Source organism: Halorutilus salinus, assembly GCF_026242195.1.
Taxonomy (GTDB): Archaea; Halobacteriota; Halobacteria; order Halobacteriales; family Halorutilaceae; genus Halorutilus; species Halorutilus salinus.
Genome location: NZ_RKLV01000004.1, coordinates 67803 through 85540 on the forward strand (window position 1 = coordinate 67803; position 17738 = coordinate 85540).

Sequence of the window (17738 nt, forward strand, 5' to 3'; positions counted from 1 at the left end):
GGTCAGTACGAACGCGGCATGTCGAGCGTATGCTCGGCTACGAAGTTTCTCATCATCTCCTCCGAACCCGGCGCGGTTCTTGCGAGACGCGTACCCTTCCACATCTCTATGACGGCGTACTCGCGCGAAAATCCGTTTCCGCCGTGTGCCTGAAGCGCAACGTCAGCGGCTTCGTGACCGACGGCGCTCGCGCGGAGGTTTGCGAGGTTGGAGAACTCGCCAACCTTCTTCTTGTCGTAGCCCTCGTCGTGCATCTGCATAGCCTGACGAACCAGCTTCTGTGCGCCCTGTAGCTCGGCGTACTTCTGTGCGATAGGATGCTGTATGGCTTGGTACTGCGCTATCGGCCCGTCGAATACCTCGCGGTTCTTAGAGTAGTCGATACCGCGTTCGAGCGCGCAACGTCCGACGCCTATGGCTCCGGAGGCGCTCACGAGACGTTCGGGGTTGACCGTGTCAGCCATGAGCTGGTACAGACCCATCTCCTGTGTGCCGATTATGTCTTCTTCATGTGCCTCGTACCCCTCTATGTCGAGGGTGAACTGCTTTTCGGGCGTGGGAATCCCGACGTCGAGTTCGCGGCGCTCGATCGCGGGATCCTGCGGGTCGACCAAGAAGAGCGTGACGCCCATCGTTCTCTTTGTCGCCTCTTCCACGGGCGTTGTCCGTGCGGCGAGGAGCATCTGATCCGCCCTTTCGACACCGCTTATCCACTGCTTCGAGCCGTCTATGATGAAGGTTCCGTCGCCCTGTGGCTCGGCGAACGTGTCCATGTTAGGGGCGTTGTGTCCCGCGTTTGGCTCCGTGAGAGCCATCGCCCAGTTGAGGTCGCCGTCGACGAGACCCGGTAGGTACTCCTCCTTCTGTTCCTCTGTGCCGTTTTCGTCGAGGGTCACGGCGCCGAAGACTATGTTCACGACAAACAGGAGTTCGACTCCGAGACATCCGTTGGCGGCGAACTCCTCGGTGATCATACCGAACTCCTCCAGACCCATCTCCTGACCGCCGTACTCCTCAGAGACCATGGTGCCGAGGAATCCGGCGTCTGCGCAGTCCTGCCAGAACTCCTCGGGCCACATGCCCTCCTCAACGTCGCGCCAGTACTCGTCGTCGTAGTCGTCCGCGATATCCTCTACGGTTTCGCGGATCATCTTGTGCTCGTCGGACTCTACGAAGTTGAAATCCATACCTTGTGTATGGTTGCCACACGGTAATACAGTTTTGGTTTTTCTCCGGTAACCGGGGCACCGAAAGGGATGCCGTCCCCGGAAAATAGACAACCACGAACGGGTTGATACGCGTTTACCTCGGCGGTCGAACCCCGACCCTCACCTGTCGGGCTTTCTACGGCTGTACAGTTCGGTTTGGTGTACAAACCTCCTGTCGGTGTCGGTTTCGGCTTTGGGTGGCTTCCGTATGAGAGAGGAAAGGATCACGAGGAGCGCACCTGCGGTAGCGACGTAGGTACCGGAACGGAACTCCGTGAGGAGTACCGTGAGTACGCTCATCTCCATGACGAGCGAGACGACGTATCCGTAGCCCGCGACACCGAACAGAACGACGTACCCGCCGGTGTAATGTAGCAGGGAAGCCGCGGCTCCCGCGAAGACGACGGCGGCAAAGATTACGATACTCAGACTTCCCTCAACCCCCGCGCCCGAAGCGAGCGCGACTACGACCTCGGCAAAGCTGTACGGCTCTCGTGTGACACCGCGGTCAAACGGAAGAGGAAGGTAGGGAAGAAACGTGGAGAGGAAGACAAGAGAAGCGCCGACCGGACGCAGATAGCCCGACAAACCGCCCGCGTCCCCATCGGTCTCGTACCGACCGTCGACGTACATCTTTACTAAGCCGACGAGAAAGGCTACGAACGCCGTCGACGCCGTCACCAGCTGTGTTCCGCCCGGTTTCTGTCCCACGGCTACAAACGAAAGAACGCCTCCGATCCCCAGCAACAGGTACGTGTGTGTCGTATCGTCACCCATACTGTCCTCTTACTTAGGTCAGAAGGACGGTCGAACGTAAGCTTTTTGTTTTGATAGAGGGGTCAGAAAACGGACGGAGCCGGTACGCGCTTTTTAGTCGTCACCGAGGTCTATATCCACACCGAGACCCGGTTCGTCGGGTGGAGAGACGCGTCCGTCGTCGTGAAGCAGTGGTTCGTCAAGCAGGAAGTCGCGCGCCCCCGGATCGAACGGCGGTTCGTACGGATACTCGAACCACCGCGCGTCGGTCGCGGAGGCTATATGTAGGTTGGCGACGAGACCCAGACCGTTTGTCCACGAATGGGGCGTGTAACGTACGCCGGCGCGTTCCGCCTCGTCGGCGATGCTCTTCGCCTGTCCCAGACCGCACGCTACCGAGCAGTCGGGCTGTACGATGTCGAGGGCGTCGTTACGGAGCATCTCACGTAGTTCGTGTACGCCGTCGGTGAACTCGCCGCCCGCGATAGCGATATCCGTCTTCTCACGTAGACGCGCGTATCCGGCGTAGTCGTGCCTGCCGAGGGGTTCTTCGAGCCATTCGAAGCCGAGCGCGTCGAGCTCGCGCGCGACGCGGAGAGCCTCCGAGAACGTCCACGTACGCCCCTCGTCGACGACGCGCGCCTTCCATCCCATGTTTGCGTCCGCCATCAGGGTCAGGTCGGGGAACTCGTCACTGACGCGGTGGGCGACACGCAGGTCGTCCTCTATGTCGTCACGTCCCAGACGGAGCTTGACCGCCTCGAACCCCTCGGAGACGCGTTCCTCAACGTACGCAAGACGTTCGTCGACGCCCTTGTGCTCGCCCGTCGACGCATACGCGCGTATCTCGCGGTTCGTCCCGCCGAGGAGTTCGTAGACGGGCTTCCCCGCGTCCTTGCCGATTATGTCCCATAACGCCATCTCGACGTGCCACGGACGGGGTCCCAGAAGGTCGAACGTCTCCAGACCTCGGCGTACGGAGCCGAGCTCGTGGGGATCCTTTCCGACGAGGAAGAGAGAAAGCTGTTCCTCGTACCCGATACCGCCCGCGAAAGACGGCGACGCGGCGTACCCGACGGTGCCGTTGTCTGTCTCAACCTCGATTACCTCAGCCTCGTTCGTCGCCTGCGGGTAGCCGGGTATCCATGTCGGTCTGTACGAGCCGTCGAGTGCGTTCTCCGCGTGGTGCTGTGTAACGCCGGTTATGCGCATGTATCTAAACAGACGCCGCAGTATATAGTTCCTACCGCTCGGCGGAGGACTTACTGACCCTATCCGTCGAAATGAAACTCGGCTAGACTGCGCCAGTTGTCTTCAACATACTGTTGGGCTTCGTACACGGTGGTGATGTGCTCTAACTCCTCCGTGTCAACCTTATCACCATTCCTGTACTTATCGATGTGAACCGTCTGACCGCGTGAGTTATAGATAGTACAGGAGAATACACCCGCCTTTAGGTGTATGCAAATCAGAGATTTGCTTACTCAGAAACCTTCGATTTCTGAACGCGGGATGAATCCGTCGAACGATTCAACTAACCGTTAGCCTTAATATAGTCAGGAATTTAGTTACAGTCAGGTCAACTGACCTACGGAGGCGGCTTGTCCGCCCGAAGTAACGAGGCAGTATCCGAAAGAGGTTGTGAAGGTACATTCTGAAAACTGTACTGTGAAGACTTCATCAAAACACGGTAAAAGGATAACTCAGACTCCTCCTACGGAAGATAGGAGTAACGGCTGTTTGGCACAGCCACGAACCGATATAACCGTGAACGGTGGAGACACCTGATAAGGTTGTGTCGGTTGGAAATCTTAAATTCCCAACGTGGGATTCACCCGACTTTAGGCGGGTGAGGATGTCAACCACCGTAGCTATCTGAACGCCCTCGTCAGCCTCAGAATCGTTCCAGTAGACGGCTACGCAGAACTTGAGAACGGTCTGATACGGTATGAAAAGGCGGGGAACAGACGTATACCCGAACTAACGTACGAGCATATACTCGTGGAGCCTATACGGTAGCTAACGCCGTTCAGCCATACGGCCGGCGATCGTGTTCCTCAGAACCTCGCTCGTTCCTTCGTAGATTTCGTTTATCTTGGCGTCCCTCAGGAAACGTTCGGCGGGGAAGTCCTTGACGTAGCCGTAGCCGCCGTGTATCTGCACACCCTCGTTCGCCACCTCGCGCGAGACCTCGGAGGCGTAGAGCTTCGCCTGCGCCGACTCCTTTACAAACTCCTCGCCGTCCCCGTACCTGTCCGCGGCGCGGTGGGTTAGCATCTTCGCCGCGTTGACCTTCGTGTCCATGTCGGCGAGCTTGTGCTGTATCGCCTGAAACTCGGCGATAGACTGACCGAACTGCTCGCGCTCGTGTGCGTAGTCGAACGCCGCGTCTAGTGCGGCGCGCGCTATACCGACCGACCGCGCGGCTATGGTGATACGTCCCTTGTTTAGCGTTTTGAGCGCCTGCACGAGTCCGTCGCCCTCGTCGCCGAGTCTGCGTGACGCCGGGACGCGGAGACCGTCGAAACGTAGCTCCGCGGTCGGGCATCCCTTGTCTCCCAGCTTGTCCTCTGTTCCTTCGACGATGAAGCCCTCATCCTCGTCGGGACGTACGACGAACGACGATATGCCGCCCTTTCCGGCGTCCTCGTCTGTCTTTGCGAAGACTACGACGGTGTCGGCGACGCTACCGTTCGAGATCCAGAGCTTTCCGCCGTCTATGATGTACTCGTCCCCCTCGCGGTTCGCGGTCGTCTCCATCGCGGGCACGTCGCTTCCCGCGCCCGCCTCTGAGAGCGCGAAGGCTCCTACCTCGTCTCCGCGCGCAAGAGGTGCGAGGTACTCTTCGCGCTGGCGGTCGTCGCCGAAGTCGTAGACCATCCCTCCGGCGAGCGATGTATGCGCGGCGACGACGGTACCCAGACCGCCGCTACCGCGCGAGATCTCCTCGACGCCTATAACGTACGAGTGGTAGTCGAGTCCCGCGCCGCCCCACTCCTCGGGGAACGGCATTCCCATGAGACCGAGCGACGCCATCTCGTCGACGAGGTCGCGCGGAAACTCGTCCTCGGCATCTATCTCGGCGGCGCGCGGGACGACCTCTTCGTCGACGAACTCGGCGACGGTGTCGCGTATCTGCTTCTGCTCCGTAGAGAGTGAGAACTCCATACGTGGTGTTTGGACGGACGGCTATTCTGCGTTTCGGTGGTCGCGTCCCACGCCATCGGTTAGGTTGATATGCACGGAGCACGTATGTACGGTAGTGGACGCAGAAACAGTTAGAGCAAAGACATGCGAGGAGTGCGGCGACCGCGGCGCGGAGACGCTTCTGACGGAACGTAGCACCGACTCGTACGGACAGCCCGTTCTCGAAATCGTGAGCTACGCGTGCGCCGACTGCGCAGAGGATCTCGTCGGCGACGGCTACCGCGAAACACCTGTCGCCGACGTAGATCCCGATGTCGTAGAGGTCGAGATACGTCGTTCGGGAGAGGAAAAGTTCGTGATTAAGAAACGCGACACGGACGGCGAGTGGCTAAAGACGGACGCCGAGACCGCCGTCGACAGCCTCGAAGCGCGCCGTTAGCCGGCGAACAGTCTTTCGTATATCTTCTCGGGCGGACAGAAACCCGTCACAGAACTCTGGAGGAGGTTCAGCCCCGCGAAGACGTGTATTAGGAAGAACAGGTCGTTTACGAACCATCCGAGTACGAATCCTATCAGTATGACGGTGCCCGCGACGGCTCTGACGAAACGTTCTTTTCTGCCAGACATGTGTTATAACCACAATACTAAGCAGTACCACATAACTCTTGCGCCTCGGCGAAGGTTAGGGTAGGTACCGCGTACCGGAGACGGATACGTATCGGGGGTAGGTACGTACTGAGAAGCAGGTACGTACCGGGGGCGGGTACGTACCGGAAGACGAAGGACGCGGCGTACGGGAGGAATCGCGCGCAGGATCGGCGCACCGAAACCCCGACAGCTTTATACGAACCCGTACCTAATATTGCGTACTGTGTACAATATAATCCGAACGAAACGTCTACGGCTGGCGGTGCTGACCGTGGCGCTCGCGTTGGCTCTGTCAGGTACAGCGGCTGGTGCAGGCGAGTCGGTGACGAGGTACGAGGATCCGGATCTCGTTCCCAACGTCGAGGGCGAGAACGTCGTCGAAGCGGGTGAGACGGTAACTCTGAAGGTGACGGTACAGAACCGTGGTAGCTACGTCGGCGGGGCGCGCGCTCCGCCGTCGCATTTCACGGGCGTCGAGTCGGTCGATACTCCCGGCGCGGCGATAGGTGCCGTGGCGGAGTTCGAAGACGGCGGAGCGCCGTTTGACATACACACCGGCGTGCAGACCGTCGGAACGGTGACGCCGCGCGGTTCGTCGACGGTCGGTCTTACGTTAGAGATCGACGAGGACGCCGAGCCGGGTGTCTACGATGTTCCCGTCTCCTTCGACTACGAGTACGTTAGCTTCGCAGTCTCCGACAGCCTCGGCGAAAGCAGATCCTTCGAGATACTCAGGAGCGACCAAACGGAGCGCGAGACTGTGCGTATCCGTGTCGAAGAGTCCGTCGACCTCGACGTTCTGAGCGCGCGCGGCGACGGTCTACGTGCGGGCGACGACGGTCTGTTGACAGCGACGGTGCGTAACGACGGCGACGAGACGGCGCGTAACGCGCGTCTGCGTCTGATCAGGTCGCCGCCTTTCGAGGCGCGCGACGGTTCGAAGTACGTCGGCGACCTCGCCCCCTACGAGACGGCGACGGCTTCTTTCCGTGTCTCCGTCGGCGACTCGTACACCGAAGGTGAAGGAGCGGCTAAGTTCGCTCTCGGATACGAGGACGAAAACGGCGTGACGCGTGAGACAGGGGTGGAGACCGCGGGTGCCGATGTAGCGGGTGACGCCGACTTCTCCGCCGACGCGGAGGCTGAGGCGATGTACGTCGACTCTGTCGGCGCTGTCCATGTGACTGTGACGAACGTGGGGGGTACATCGGTCGAGAACGCACGGTTCGTGCTACACGAAAGCCCGCCCTTCCAGCCCGTCTCGAACAAGGCGTCACTCGGAAGCCTCGCGCCGGGTGAGTCTGCGACAGCATCTTTCCGTGTCGAGGTGAGCGACCGTGCCGTCGCACAGAGCTACCCCGTCGAGGGGAACGTCGAGTATCAGGACAGGTTCAACGAGACACGTACGTCGGACGTAGCCACCGACTCGGTCGGGATAGAGGGCGAACGCGACTTCTCGGTGACGGGAACACCGACGTTGAATGCGGGCGGTACGAAGACTGTCGGGTTCAGGGTGAAGAACACGGGCGAAGGCGCGTTACGTGACGCCGTTGCGCGTATAAACGTTGACTCGCCGTTCTCGACCGACGATGACACGGCGTACCTCGGCGATCTCGAACCGGGTGGGTCGACGAACGTCACGTACCGCGTTAGCGTCGAGGGGGGCGCGACGCCCAAGACCTACTCCGTCGATACAGTAATCAAGTACGACAACGCCTTCGGCGACAAGGTCGTGACAGATGTCAAGAAGGCACCCGTCGAGGTGGAGGGTTCGGTCGGTCTGATAGGTAGACTCCTAAGCCTGTTCGCATGAGCGTAGAGGATCGCGTCTTGGATACCCTCGAAAGGATCGGTCGCGCGTCGGTCGAGGAACGCCGCGCCGTCTTCGTAGCCGTCGCCCTCGTCGTCGTGCTCTCAGCCGGAGCCGCGGTATCGTCGGTTCAGATGCAAATGGGCATGGATCTGTACATAGACGACGGTTCCGAGACGTGGGAGGACTGGTCGTACCTCAAGGAGGAGTTCGACGAAGGGAACAACGTCTTCGTCATCGTCGAGTCCGACAGCCTCTACGACCCGGCTACCGTACGGGCGGTCGACAGGCTCGACGGACGTTACTCGTCTATCGACGACGTACGAACCGTGGTAAGCCTCGCGGACGTTGTACGTGCAGGGGGCGACGGCGGTATACCCGAAACGAGCGCGGGCGTAGAGAGGGCGGTCAAAAGGTTCGCCGACTCCGGCAACGAGGAACTCGTCGACAACCTCGTGCCGCGTAACGACATGACGGTGCTTCTTGCGCCGTACGGAAACGTCGGTACGCTCAACACGGGTGGGTTTATGCCTACACGCGGTTCGGATGTCATCTACTCGGAGTTCCGCGACGAGACGGGGTTCGTCGAACTCCCGCCCGGAACGACGGCGACGGTGACGGGACAGCCCGTCTTTGAGAACGCCGCCTTCGGTCTGATGCTACCTGAGATGGTCATGCTGTTCGGGGGTTCGTTCACCGTCATACTCGTCGTCGTCTACCTCATCATGCGCGGTAGGCTGAAACGCGGCAGGGAGGTTCTGATGCCTCTCGGAACCGCGATGCTCGCACTCGTCGTCATGATGGGCGTCATGGGCATCCTCAACTACGACTTCAACGCCATCATGCTCGGTGTCATGCCTATCGCTCTCGGTCTGGGTATCGACTACGGTCTTCAGGTTCAGACGCGTTACATAGAGGAGCGACGGGCTGGAGGGTCTCCCGTCGACGCCGCAGGGATTACTTCACGGACGACGGGAAAGGCGGTTCTTCTCGCCATGGGCACGACGGCGATAGGTCTCGGCTCGCTTTTCGTCTCCGAGGTTCCGCCCGTCCGTCAGTTCGGTGTCACGAGCGCTTCGAGCGTGGCGGCGAGCATGGCGTTTTCGGTGACTTTTCTCCCTGCACTCCTCGCGACGTTCGACGCCGAGGACACCGACGGAGGACGCGAAGGAGCGGGGCAGGAAGACGACGGTGTTATAGAGTCGTTGCTCCGCAGACTCGGCGGGACGGTCTGCCGTAGACCTAACCTGACCATACTCGTGATGCTCCTCGTCGTTCTGAGCGGCGCTTGGGCGTACCCTCAGGTCGAGCCTAAGCAGGAGATGATGGATTTCTGGCCCCAGGATCTCGAAGAGAAGAACGACCTGACGTATCTTGAGGAAAACGTCGAGAGTCCCAAGGTTATGTACGTCGTCGTTGAGGGTGGCGACGTGTACACGCCGGAGAGGTTCCGCGAACTCTCCGATTACCAACGGGTGATGCTCCAGAACCCCAACGTAAACTACGTCGATAGCCCCGTGGAACGCGTAAAGCTCGTCAACAACGGGACTGTTCCGGGTACGAACGCAGGTCTGGACGGGGCGCTCCGCGAGGCGGCGGCGGATTCGCCCTTCGACGCGGGTACGGTCGACGAACCGACCCATCTCGTCCTTTCTTTCTACGTCAACGACGTTTCGGGTTCGGAGGTTCGGACGCTGATCGACGAGTTCGACGGTAACGCGCGGACGGTTCTCGACGACGAGGTGCGCGTAACGGGTAAGCCGGTTCTCAACAGAAACGTCATAGAGAACGTCACCGCGGGTCTGACGCCCATGACGCTCCTTAGCTTCGGTCTCGGTCTAATCTTCCTGACGTTAGCGTTCTGGTCGGCGCGTGTCGCCGTCGTACTCATCGCGGGTGTAGCCGCAAGCGCCGCGCTCATGGTAACGGGCGCGATGTACGTCTTGGGTATACCGTGGAACCCTCTCACGGTCACGATGTCGTCGATGGCGCTCGGTGTCGGAATAGACTACGGTATACACGTCTACGAGAGGTTTGAGGAGGAGGCGCTCGCCGGCGCGTCGTCGGTCGAAGCCGTGGTTACTTCGCTCGAAAAGTTAGCGCGTCCGGTTCTGGGTTCAAGCATAACGACGATGGCGGGGTTCGGCGTACTCGTCCTCTCGCGTTTCCCCGTGCTGTCGAACTTCGGAAAGACGGTCGTCCTCGTCATACTCACATCGCTCGTTGCGACGTTCGTTATACTCCCCGCGGTTCTGACCGCGGTTACGATGGTGCGCGACGGCGAGCGGTGCAGGATATAACGCCCTCTGTCACCTCTACTGACCGTTGGTAGGCAGGTACGGCTTTAACGCGTCGGCGAGAGCCTCGAAGTCGCGCGTCTGGTACCACGCGCGTCCCGGACCTTCGAAGTCGAAGACGAGACCTTCGCCACTCAGAAGCGACGACTTGAGGTCGCCGACACGGCGCGTGCTAAACTCCACGGAGTCGTCCCACGCGACGAGGTTGGCGTTGTCGAGGGTGTACGTCTCGCCAGCGCCGAGATCGAGTGTTTCGAGACCGCCGTACGCGTCGACGAAGGCCGTACCCGTCCCTTTGAGCGCGAGAGGTGTTAACCCCGCGCCGCCTATCATCGACTTGACGCCGCCTATCTCCGAGTCTATATCAACACCGTCTGAGGCGGCGAGGAAAGCCCCGTCGGCGGCGTACAGCGTCTCGTCTTCGAGCTGGTGTTGCATGATGTCGCCCGGCGTCGGCGGCGAAAGCTCTACCTCGCCCGCGCCGCCCTCTGCGACGAACTCGTTTACGAAAGCCGACTCGCCGCCGAGCATCGACTTCGCAGAGCTAACGAGACCGTCGCGCGAGGTCGTCGTGTTCACGGAGACGTTCGACGAATGTCCGACGAGAGCGCCGGGTTCGGCGGAGATAGACTCGCCCCGGTTTAGCTGTACGACTATATGCGTGAAAGACGGACGGTGCTTGAACTCAACTTCCATGACGGTCTTTCTACGCGCAGGATAAAAAAGTATGTGGCGTAAGCCAAAAAACGCGTTAGGGTTACTCGCCCTCGAACTCGGGTTCGCGGTCCTGCATGAACGCCATGACGCCCTCGGTCAGGTCGTCGGTGTCGAGCAGATGTCCGAACGCCTGCGTTTCGAGTTCGAGTCCTGCACCCGTGTCCTCCCAGCCTTCAATCATAGCGCGTTTCGTGAGCGCCTGCGAGATAGGCGGACCGCTGGCGAGGTCGCGCGCGAGTTCCCAAGCGCGATCCTCGAACTCCTCGTTGTCGACGACCTCGTTGATGAATCCGTAGTCGTACATCGTTTCGGGGTCGAAACGGTCGGCGGTGAAGACTATCTCCTTGGCGCGTCCCATTCCGACGAGACGCTGGAGGCGTTGTGTACCCCCCCATCCGGGTAGGAGACCGAGGTTGTGCTCCGGAAGACCGAGTTCGGAACGTTCGGAGGCGATACGCATGTCTGCGCAACACGCGAGTTCGAAGCCGCCGCCGAGGCAGAAGCCGTCCACAGCGGCGACGACGGGGAACGACGCCTCTTCGAGCCTACCAAAGGTCTCCTTGCCGTCGCGCGACAGATCCATGCCCTTCATCTTGTCCGCGCCACCCGCCGCGGTGCTCTGTACGTCCGCGCCCGCCGAGAACGCCTTGTCGCCCGCGCCCGTTATGAGCATACACCGCACGTCGTGCTCTTCTTTCTCGAACTCATCTATAACGGCGTCGAGTTCGTCTATGAGTTCGAGGTTGATCGTGTTCATCCTGTGCGGACGGTCGAGGACGACGTGCCCGACGTGTCCGTCTATCTCGACCGAGATGTTGTCGTATTCGAGAGCCTCGTCCTCATCAGCCTCGCCGTAGAAAGCGCCGTCCTCCTCGACTATCTCGACGAAGTGTTCCGAGGGTTCGTAACGCGGTTCGCCCGTCTCCTCGTAACGCTCCTGTAACGTGTCGAGGAGGGGTTCGAGACCATGGTCGTCGGCGATCTTCGCCGGACCGTCGGGGAAAGCCGCGCCGAGCTTGACAGCCTCGTCTATCTCACCCGCGTCCGCAACGTCCTCGCCGACGAGCTTTGCGACCTCGTTCGCCATGACGGCGGTGAGTAGCTCCGTCAGGTCGTCGTCTATCTCGTCGCTCGGTATGTCGACACCCTCGCCCCCGTCGGTGTAGTCGTAGAAGCCCTTGTCGGTCTTCTGTCCAAGCTCCTCGTTCTCGACCTTCTCGCGCATCAGGGGCGCGGGTTCGTAGGCGTCGCCGAGAACATCGTGTATGTACTCCAGAACGTCGTACGAAACGTCGATGCCGACGTAGTCTGCGAGTTCGAACGAACCCATGGGTAGACCCATGCCGTACTTCGATGTCGAGTCGACCGTCTCTATACCGTACTCGCCCTCACCTACGAGCCAAGCAACCTCGTTCATCAGAGGGACGAGCGCGCGGTTGACGATGAAGCCGGGCGAGTCCTTACGTACACGGACGGGCGTCTTGCCGAACTCCTCGGCGAGTTGCTCCGTGATATCCATAGTCCCGTCGCTCGTGTGGTTGCCCCTTATCACCTCGACGAGATCCATACGTATGGGCGGGTTGAAGAAATGCATACCGCAGAACGACTCCGGACGGTCGGTCGCCTCGGAGATATCCGTGATCGAGAGCGACGACGTGTTGGTTGCGAAGACCGCCTCGTCGGGCGCGTGCTCGTCCGCCTCGCCCCAGACATCGCGTTTTATCTCCATCTTTTCGGGAACCGCCTCTATCACGAAGTCGGCGTCGCCGACCGCCTCCTCCATCTCGACGATGGGGGTCACACGGTCGAGCGCCGCGTCGGCGTCGTCGTCCGTAATCTGATCCTTCTCGGCGAGCTTTCCGAGGCTCCACTCTATCTCGTCGTAGCCGTTCTGTACGAACTCGTCCTTGATATCGCGCAGGTTGACGTTGTACCCCGCGAGCGCCGCGACCTCAGCTATTCCGTGCCCCATCGCGCCCGCACCGAGGACTGCGATGGTGTCTACGTCGTCTAGTTCCATAGCGGGACGAACATGGCGGTTGTCTGTAATAAAACTGCCTGAGTGGTCGGGTCGGTGTATCGACGTGCGTCGAAACGTTACTGTTCGTCTTTACGCCGACGACCCGGCTCTTTCGATAAGCGCGTACGCCTTCTCACGTAGCTCTGCGGTCAGATGGAGTCCGTTTCCGTCGAGGCGTCTAACGGTGTCCTTGGCTTCGTCTACGGGCATTCCCTCATTGACGGCACGTACGACCACGCCGACCGTACCCGTGACGGTAGCGCCGAGACCGTCCGAGACGGTTCTGACGCGCCGGTCGTCGGAGACAACCGCCGTGTCGTCGTTTGCCAGTACGCCGGCGACTATTTGTACGTCGCCGTTCTCTTCGTTCTCATCCAGAATCTCGCGTGCTCTGTCGACCTTTCCCTCGTACGTCTCAGCCATCTTCAGTTCGCCGTGCTCCGGAGACGTTTCGACGTTGGCGTGCGCAGGCTCCGTCGTAACCTCTTCGAGAACGGTTGGCGGAACGACCGGCTCGCCGTCAAGCTTTGTGAGAAGTTCGAGTTCGCCAGCGGTGCCGAGGGAGATAACCGTCGTCGCGTCGACGTAGATCCTCATACTTTGAGAGCGGTGTCGGCATCCCGTTCGAGGTCGTCGGTCTTGAGCTGAGTGGTCAGGTTGCGTTCGCGCGCTATCTCCAGCCATTCGGCGAGACTCACGCCGGCGATCCGCGCCGCCTCGTTTACGGATACCTCCCCCCACTGATACCTCTCGACCGCGACGCGTACACGTATCTCTTCGAGACCTTCGCGCAGAGCCTTCCTTATGACCGAACTCCTGTCCTCTCCGAGAAGTTCGGCTACCTCGTCGAGTTCGTCCTCGTCTTCGTCGGGTACACGCGCGCTTACAGTAGTCATGTTTACGTCGTACTACGACGTAGACGGCTATAAAGCTGTCCGCCGACGGAGGACATCACGCGGTATTAGCCTCCTTCGAACCCGTCGCCGTGGTGTGGTCGACGGCTGAGGGACGACCCCGATCTACACGCGTCGTTGTTCAGGGGGATCGTCAGGGAGGCGTGCCGCCGAACTCCTCTATGAGTTGGGGAACGACCTCGAACAGGTCGCCGACGACGCCGTAGTCGGCTATGTCGTAGATGGGCGCGCTGGGGTCGGTGTTGATAGCGATGATCGTGTCAGCGCCCTTCATCCCCGCGACGTGCTGTACAGCGCCGGATATGCCGATAGCTATGTAGACATCCGGCGTGACGACCTTTCCGGACTGACCGACCTGACGGTTCTTGGGTAGCCAGCCGTTGTCGACGAGAGGGCGCGAGGAGCCGAGGTCGGCACCGACGGTGTCGGCGAGTTCCTCGATGAGATCGAGGTTGTCCTCCTCGTCGATTCCGCGTCCGATGGAGACGATGAACTCCGACTCGCCGAGGTCGACATCGCCGCCCGCCGCCTCCTCGAACCCCGTGACTGTGGAGCCGACAGCGTCTTGATCTATCTCTACGTCGAACGCCTCGACCGACGCGTCGCCGTCCGTCTCTGTAGCTTCCCATTCCGCGGGGCGCGTCGTGACTATCGCCTCGTCGGAGTCGACATCGACCGTGGTCTCGACCTTAGAGCTGTACATTTCGCGCGTGATCTCAAGCGCGCCGTTGTGTGCGATACCGATCGCGTCGGTGACGACGGGAACGTCGGTCTTCCCCGCGACGGCGGGCGCGTAGTCCATGCCGTTGACCGTGTGGGGAACAAGCAGGTACGAAGCCCCCGTGGCGTCGAAGAGCTGTTCGGTCGTCTGTGTGTAGACATCGTGGTTGAACTCGTCGCCCTCGTCGACCGTGTGGATCGCGTCGACGCCTTCGAGGTTTAGCTCGTCGGCGTACGTGTCAACGTCGCCGCCGATAACTCCGAGATGTAGGTCGCCGCCCGTCTCGTCGGCGAGTTCGCGCCCCGCTGTCACGACCTCGTAGCTCGCGTCGCGTAGTTCGCCCTGTCTGTGCTCCGAGATGGCGAGTACATCGGACATTACTCAGCCACCCCCTTGTTCTTGAGAACCTCAGCGACACCCTGCGCCATCTCCTCCGGGCTTCCCTCGATGTACTCGGCGTCCGACTCCGTCTCAGGCTCGTACATGTCGTTGATTCCTATAGGCGTCTCGACAGCCGAGGCGTCAAGACCGAGGTCGTCGAGCGTCTTGGGGGCTATCTCCTTGCTCTGCGCCTGTCTGATACCGCGAAGGCTCGCGTAACGCGGTTCGTTGATCCCCGTCTGTATGGTGAAGACGGCGGGTGCGTCGACCTCGGTGACCTCCTCAACACCGCCTTCGAGTTCACGGTGGACGTTCGCCACGCCCTCGTCGAGGTCGTACTCGAACGAGTTGACGACAGCCGCCCACTGGAAGCCGAGATCGTCGGCGAGCGCGACGCCCGTGCCGCCGATGGAGTCGTCGTCCGCCTGTACGCCCGTGAAGACGATGTCGGGATCCTCCTCCTCCGCAACGGCGGCGAAGATATCAGCCTTTGCGTTGGGGTCGAGTACCTCGCCCGCCTCGAAGGCGTCGTCCCAGACGCGTACGGCGCGGTCTGCGCCCTTTGCGAGCGCCATCCTTATAGTCTCCTCTGAGCGCTCGGGCCCGATGGTTACGGCAATGACCTCTTCGACCTCGTCGTTCTCCTCCTTTAGCTGTACGGCTTCCTCGACGGCGTAGTCGTCCCACTCGTTCAGATCGTACTCTAGGAACTTCTCGTCTATCTCTAACCCGGAGATCTCGAAGTCGTCCTCCGGCTCCGCTACCTCCTTCACTGTCACTAGTATCTTCATAGTGTGTGAGAGTATGACGTATCTTCGGAAATAAATACTTTCGAAAACGTCTCGCCCGGTGAGAGGAGTTTACGACTTCGTAAGACCTAAGACTTATGCTATGCCGTGTCATGGTTTGTCACATGCAACCGTTGGCGGCAGGACCGACTCAGACGGAGTGCTTGGACAAGATATGCCGTGAGAACTTCTGGCTTATAAGCGATACGGGTTACTACATCTTCTACGGTCTCGCACTCGTGGCTATAGCCCTTCTTCTGTACGGTGTTTACAGGCGTTTCAGCAGGTACTCCGAGGGTCAGGAGGAGAAGACGCCGCGCCTCGACAACATCCCTCAGCGTATCAGGAACGCCGTGAGCATCGTAGGTTCGAACGAGAAGCAGTTCTACCAGGATCTGTACGCGGGTATCATGCATACGTTCATCATGTGGGGCTTCCTCGGTCTTCTGATAGCGACGACGATACTTGCGATAGACGAGCAGGTTCTGAGGCGCGTCTTCGGTCGTTCGTTCTGGGTTGGCGACTTCTGGCTGTCGTACCAGTTCGCCGCCGACGCCGTAGGTCTTCTGTTCGTTGCGGGTGTTTCGCTCGCACTGTACAAACGTTACGCGAAACGCGACGAACGTCTGTGGCACAAGCATACGCGTAAGGAGTTCGACGGACCGCGCGAGATGCTCAGGGCGCTTGAGGACGACCTGTTCATATGGACGCTGTTCTTCCTCGGTGTCGGCGGCTACCTCCTGACGGCGTTACGTATCGTTGGAACGCAGAACCTCGGTACTCAGGGCGAGTTCATCGACTTCACGGTCGTGAGCTTCGTTAGCTACTCGGTGGCTCTCGTCCTCGACACGGGGCTGACAGCCGAGGCGGCGCAGAGCCTCTACCCGCTCGCGTGGTGGTCGCACTCCTTGCTCGCGCTCGGCTTCGTGGCATGGATACCTTACGCAAAGCCGTTCCATATGATATCGTCGTTCGCAAACGTCGTGGCACGCGACGACGACGCTAAGAGGCGTCTACAGCCCGTCGACCCCGACCTCGGACCCGAGGAGATAGGCTACAAGAGCATCGATGACTTCTCGTGGAAACATCTCCTCGACCACGACGCGTGTACCAAGTGCGGTCGTTGTACGGCGGTCTGTCCTGCGAACGCTTCGGGAAGGAACCTCGACCCCCGCAACGTTATACTCGATCTAAAGCAGTACCGCGAAGAACTCGAAAGGAACGGACAGGAGGAGATGCCTATCGTCTCGCGCGAGGAGGAGAGCGTCATCGACCCCGAAAGCATGGACGCGTGTATGTCGTGCACCGCGTGTATGGACGCCTGCCCCGTCGAGATCGAACACGTGCCCCAGTTTACGGAGATGAACCGCCGCCTTACGGAGTCGGGACAGATGGACGAAAGCATACAGGAGGCGATGATGAACATCTTCCAGAACGGCAACGCTTTCGGCGACCCCGAACGCAAACGTCCCGAATGGACGGAGGAGCTGGGATTCGAGATCCCGGACGCGCGCGAGGAGGATGTCGAGTACCTCTGGTACGTCGGCGACTACCCGTCTTACGACGAGAGGAACCAGAAGGTCGCGCGTTCGATGGCGACGATTCTGGAGGAGTCGGATGTCTCTTACGGAATACTGTACGAGGACGAGCAGAACGACGGAAACGACGTGCGCCGCGTCGGAGAAGAGGGTCTTTACGAGATGCTCGCAGAGGACAATATCTCTGCGTTTGAGGACGCAGGATTCGACAAGGTCGTCTGCACCGACCCGCATTCGTACAACACGTTCAAGAACGAGTACGACCAGTTCGGATGGGACGGCGACGGACGCGTCTTCCATTACACTCAGGTCGTCGAGAAGCTCGTCAACGACGGCGCGCTCGACCTCAACGGCGACGAACTCGACTACACCGTAACCTACCACGACCCGTGCCATCTCGGCAGGTTCAACGACGAGTACGAGGCACCGCGCGACATCGTACGCGCCACGGGGTGTGACCTGAACGAGATGCCGCGTAACCGCTCGAACTCGTTCTGCTGTGGCGGCGGCGGAGGGGGTCTCTGGGCTGACATAGACGAGGAGGAGAAGCCGAGCGAGGAACGTCTACGTGAGGCGCTTGAGGACACCGACGCAGGAAACGCGGTCGAGAAGTTCGTCGTCGCGTGCCCGATGTGTATGACGATGTACGAGGACGGACGTAAGACGGGCGGATACGAGGAGGAGATAGAGATAACCGATATAAACGAACTCCTTGTCGATGCGATAGAGGCGAAGGGGAAGGCTCAGCTGGCGGCGGACGGCGGTAGGCGCGAGGAAGACGGGGACGCCTGAC

The 17738-nt window shown here is 60.3% G+C and carries 15 protein-coding genes; 4 read left to right on the forward strand and 11 right to left on the reverse strand.

The features are described from left to right. Window positions 1-2 precede the first annotated feature (2 nt). The 4 genes from EGH25_RS04955 to EGH25_RS04970 all read right to left on the reverse strand — a co-directional run bounded on the left by EGH25_RS04955 (window position 3) and on the right by EGH25_RS04970 (window position 5132). The gene (locus EGH25_RS04955) at window positions 3-1187 is read right to left on the reverse strand and encodes an acyl-CoA dehydrogenase family protein (protein ID WP_266086540.1); all 1185 of its coding nucleotides are present in this window, start codon (window positions 1185-1187) and stop codon (window positions 3-5) included. Between the two features lie 141 nt (window positions 1188-1328). Then, window positions 1329-1985 carry a hypothetical protein gene (locus EGH25_RS04960; RefSeq protein WP_266086541.1) on the reverse strand — a complete coding sequence of 219 codons (657 nt, stop codon included), beginning with the start codon at window positions 1983-1985 and terminating at the stop codon, window positions 1329-1331. Window positions 1986-2078: 93 nt separating this feature from the next. After that, window positions 2079-3176 carry a mandelate racemase/muconate lactonizing enzyme family protein gene (locus tag EGH25_RS04965; RefSeq protein WP_266086542.1) on the reverse strand — a complete coding sequence of 366 codons (1098 nt, stop codon included), beginning with the start codon at window positions 3174-3176 and terminating at the stop codon, window positions 2079-2081. Window positions 3177-3983: 807 nt separating this feature from the next. After that, window positions 3984-5132, reverse strand: a complete 1149-nt coding sequence (locus EGH25_RS04970; RefSeq protein ID WP_266086543.1) for an acyl-CoA dehydrogenase family protein — start codon at window positions 5130-5132, stop codon at window positions 3984-3986. Between the two features lie 94 nt (window positions 5133-5226). On the opposite strand from EGH25_RS04970, the gene EGH25_RS04975 reads away from it, so the two are divergent. After that, window positions 5227-5550 carry a hypothetical protein gene (locus EGH25_RS04975; protein WP_266086544.1) on the forward strand — a complete coding sequence of 108 codons (324 nt, stop codon included), beginning with the start codon at window positions 5227-5229 and terminating at the stop codon, window positions 5548-5550. Here the strand turns inward: EGH25_RS04975 and EGH25_RS04980 are convergent. Further along, window positions 5547-5738, reverse strand: a complete 192-nt coding sequence (locus EGH25_RS04980; protein ID WP_266086545.1) for a YgaP family membrane protein — start codon at window positions 5736-5738, stop codon at window positions 5547-5549. The two genes, EGH25_RS04975 and EGH25_RS04980, sit on opposite strands and share 4 nt — an antisense overlap. A 244-nt stretch (window positions 5739-5982) precedes the next feature. On the opposite strand from EGH25_RS04980, the gene EGH25_RS12100 reads away from it, so the two are divergent. Together EGH25_RS12100 and EGH25_RS04990 are read left to right on the forward strand one after the other, a co-directional pair. Further along, a complete protein-coding gene (locus EGH25_RS12100; protein ID WP_266086546.1) occupies window positions 5983-7572 on the forward strand; it encodes a COG1361 S-layer family protein in 1590 nt (529 codons plus the stop codon). Continuing rightward, on the forward strand, window positions 7569-9869 hold the full coding sequence (locus EGH25_RS04990; RefSeq protein ID WP_266086547.1) for an efflux RND transporter permease subunit: 2301 nt from the start codon (window positions 7569-7571) through the stop codon (window positions 9867-9869). The genes EGH25_RS12100 and EGH25_RS04990 overlap by 4 nt, the downstream gene beginning before the upstream one ends. Window positions 9870-9884: 15 nt before the next feature. Here the strand turns inward: EGH25_RS04990 and EGH25_RS04995 are convergent, their stop codons facing one another. The 6 genes from EGH25_RS04995 to EGH25_RS05020 form a co-directional block, all read right to left on the reverse strand. Continuing rightward, on the reverse strand, window positions 9885-10562 hold the full coding sequence (locus EGH25_RS04995; RefSeq protein WP_266086548.1) for a TIGR00266 family protein: 678 nt from the start codon (window positions 10560-10562) through the stop codon (window positions 9885-9887). Window positions 10563-10623: 61 nt separating this feature from the next. Further along, complete coding sequence (locus tag EGH25_RS05000) at window positions 10624-12603, reverse strand: 3-hydroxyacyl-CoA dehydrogenase/enoyl-CoA hydratase family protein (RefSeq protein ID WP_266086549.1); 1980 nt, start codon at window positions 12601-12603, stop codon at window positions 10624-10626. A gap of 90 nt (window positions 12604-12693) precedes the next feature. Then, entirely contained in the window at window positions 12694-13200 is a 507-nt protein-coding gene (locus EGH25_RS05005) for a PIN domain-containing protein (RefSeq protein WP_266086550.1), read from the reverse strand. Beyond that, window positions 13197-13499 carry a UPF0175 family protein gene (locus EGH25_RS05010; RefSeq protein WP_266086551.1) on the reverse strand — a complete coding sequence of 101 codons (303 nt, stop codon included), beginning with the start codon at window positions 13497-13499 and terminating at the stop codon, window positions 13197-13199. The genes EGH25_RS05005 and EGH25_RS05010 overlap by 4 nt, the downstream gene beginning before the upstream one ends. A 151-nt stretch (window positions 13500-13650) precedes the next feature. After that, a complete protein-coding gene (locus EGH25_RS05015; RefSeq protein WP_266086552.1) occupies window positions 13651-14616 on the reverse strand; it encodes an electron transfer flavoprotein subunit alpha/FixB family protein in 966 nt (321 codons plus the stop codon). After that, window positions 14616-15410 carry an electron transfer flavoprotein subunit beta/FixA family protein gene (locus tag EGH25_RS05020; RefSeq protein ID WP_266086553.1) on the reverse strand — a complete coding sequence of 265 codons (795 nt, stop codon included), beginning with the start codon at window positions 15408-15410 and terminating at the stop codon, window positions 14616-14618. Before EGH25_RS05020 ends, EGH25_RS05015 begins: the two co-directional genes overlap by 1 nt. A gap of 122 nt (window positions 15411-15532) precedes the next feature. Here EGH25_RS05020 and EGH25_RS05025 point away from each other — a divergent pair, with 122 nt between their 5' ends. Continuing rightward, window positions 15533-17737 carry a (Fe-S)-binding protein gene (locus tag EGH25_RS05025; RefSeq protein WP_266086554.1) on the forward strand — a complete coding sequence of 735 codons (2205 nt, stop codon included), beginning with the start codon at window positions 15533-15535 and terminating at the stop codon, window positions 17735-17737. Window position 17738 lies beyond the last annotated feature (1 nt).

Coding starts and splice junctions, on each gene's coding strand:
- EGH25_RS04955 (WP_266086540.1), bottom strand. CDS start 1,187: ATGGATTTCAACTTCGTAGAGTCCGACGAGCACAAGATGATCCGCGAA.
- EGH25_RS04960 (WP_266086541.1), bottom strand. CDS start 1,985: ATGGGTGACGATACGACACACACGTACCTGTTGCTGGGGATCGGAGGC.
- EGH25_RS04965 (WP_266086542.1), bottom strand. CDS start 3,176: ATGCGCATAACCGGCGTTACACAGCACCACGCGGAGAACGCACTCGAC.
- EGH25_RS04970 (WP_266086543.1), bottom strand. CDS start 5,132: ATGGAGTTCTCACTCTCTACGGAGCAGAAGCAGATACGCGACACCGTC.
- EGH25_RS04980 (WP_266086545.1), bottom strand. CDS start 5,738: ATGTCTGGCAGAAAAGAACGTTTCGTCAGAGCCGTCGCGGGCACCGTC.
- EGH25_RS04990 (WP_266086547.1), top strand. CDS start 7,569: ATGAGCGTAGAGGATCGCGTCTTGGATACCCTCGAAAGGATCGGTCGC.
- EGH25_RS04995 (WP_266086548.1), bottom strand. CDS start 10,562: ATGGAAGTTGAGTTCAAGCACCGTCCGTCTTTCACGCATATAGTCGTA.
- EGH25_RS05000 (WP_266086549.1), bottom strand. CDS start 12,603: ATGGAACTAGACGACGTAGACACCATCGCAGTCCTCGGTGCGGGCGCG.
- EGH25_RS05005 (WP_266086550.1), bottom strand. CDS start 13,200: ATGAGGATCTACGTCGACGCGACGACGGTTATCTCCCTCGGCACCGCT.
- EGH25_RS05010 (WP_266086551.1), bottom strand. CDS start 13,499: ATGACTACTGTAAGCGCGCGTGTACCCGACGAAGACGAGGACGAACTC.
- EGH25_RS05015 (WP_266086552.1), bottom strand. CDS start 14,616: ATGTCCGATGTACTCGCCATCTCGGAGCACAGACAGGGCGAACTACGC.
- EGH25_RS05020 (WP_266086553.1), bottom strand. CDS start 15,410: ATGAAGATACTAGTGACAGTGAAGGAGGTAGCGGAGCCGGAGGACGAC.
- EGH25_RS05025 (WP_266086554.1), top strand. CDS start 15,533: ATGCAACCGTTGGCGGCAGGACCGACTCAGACGGAGTGCTTGGACAAG.